Source organism: Treponema endosymbiont of Eucomonympha sp. (genome assembly GCF_001028545.1).
This window is the reverse complement of the sequence record NZ_BBPW01000167.1, coordinates 1-1,300: the sequence shown is the minus strand read 5'-3', so window position 1 is coordinate 1,300 and position 1,300 is coordinate 1. Positions and strand designations below refer to the sequence as shown.

The 1,300-nt window shown below is 51.8% G+C and carries 2 protein-coding genes; both read right to left on the bottom strand.

Translation table 11 applies throughout. The features are described from left to right. Positions 1-542: 542 nt before the first annotated feature. Positions 543-944 carry a type II toxin-antitoxin system HicB family antitoxin gene (locus AWU74_RS05645; RefSeq protein WP_062328468.1) on the bottom strand — a complete coding sequence of 134 codons (402 nt, stop codon included), beginning with the start codon at positions 942-944 and terminating at the stop codon, positions 543-545. Between the two features lie 12 nt (positions 945-956). Next, complete coding sequence (locus tag AWU74_RS05640) at positions 957-1,121, bottom strand: type II toxin-antitoxin system HicA family toxin (RefSeq protein WP_238579938.1); 165 nt, start codon at positions 1,119-1,121, stop codon at positions 957-959. Positions 1,122-1,300 lie beyond the last annotated feature (179 nt).

Sequence of the window (1,300 nt, the reverse complement as noted above, 5' to 3'; positions counted from 1 at the left end):
GGCTGCTTGCAGCCCAATTTCCGCGCATAGACGGCACCCGCAAGAGGGCTGCCCGAAACGGCAGCCTGCGCCGCGCTGAAAAAAAGAGCGCCGCCGCTATGCAAATCAACACTGGGAGAGTTTCGCTTCGGCATACCGGCGGGAACAGCGCCAAGATCTTTTTGCTTTCGCACAAGGGTTTTAATTTACACAGAAACAGGAGAAGAAGAGGCAGCGCCGTTCCGCACCGTGCCGGTGAACAAAAACCAGAAGGCTTTAGAGCAGAAAAACAGGGAACCAACAAACCCTGCACAGCACAGATAAGCGGACAGCGCCGCCTCGCCCATAAATATAGCACAAAACATATTTTTTTGGCAAGTCCCCGCACAAAAAACGCTCCCTCTCGAAAGAACCGCGGGCTTATGCGTTCGGGTTTTTACCGGCATGATACGGGACTATGGGCTATTCGCGGCGGCAAGCGAGGCTTGAAGCAAGCAAGCGCGGAGGCGCTGCTTGGCAGTCCCTCCGCGGTTTTCTGCAAGCCGCAATTGCTTTACGCCCAGTTACAGCGTAACGCTCAGCTGACGGTCATACACACGCGCAATTCTTTCAAGCGTTTTTATCGTTGGATTCGCTTTGCGCGGATTTTCCAAGCGCTGGTATGATTGGTAGGTCATTCCTAATTTTTTTGCAACGTCCGTCTGGCTCAGATTTCCGCGAAGCCGCCGAAGCTGCAATGATAAAAGGATATTAGCTGCTACCGGTATAGGATACCCGTTTGCATAGACCGGAGGGCGCGTCGAAAAACCGTGTTCAACTTCGGATTCAAGAACAGCGTTAAGCGCGTCTTCCGCCATGCACAGGGCTTCTTCACGACTTTCGCCGCACGTTTTAACATTCGGCATATCGGGGAAACGGACAATATATCTGCCGTCCTCTTTTTCAATTTCACAATAATATACCATAACGATTTCCTCCTAAACAGTGATGCCGGCTTCTTTCAGAATTTCTTTGGCAAAATCGCCCAAATCTTTGCTGCCATGATACGGAACAGGCACAGGACGCAGTCCTGATTTTTCAAACACGTAATGCGAACCTGAAACACGGTCAAGAATCCACCCGTGCTGCTTCAGGATTTTCATTACCTGCTTGTTCGTCACGAATATAAGATACAGCATTTATCCTGTATTTGTCAAGCGGCAAAGGGAACCGCCGCGCCCGCGGGCACACGCTTGCCGCAACAGGGCGAAATATCGCAGTATGGTGAAGCCCGCGCGGGGAGTCAAAAGGCGTATGAGACGGCTCTTTGACGGGCGCTCAC

Bases quoted from the DNA above. Each gene is read 5' to 3' on its own strand.
- AWU74_RS05645 (WP_062328468.1), bottom strand. From the start codon at position 944: ATGGTATATTATTGTGAAATTGAAAAAGAGGACGGCAGATATATTGTC.
- AWU74_RS05640 (WP_238579938.1), bottom strand. From the start codon at position 1,121: ATGAAAATCCTGAAGCAGCACGGGTGGATTCTTGACCGTGTTTCAGGT.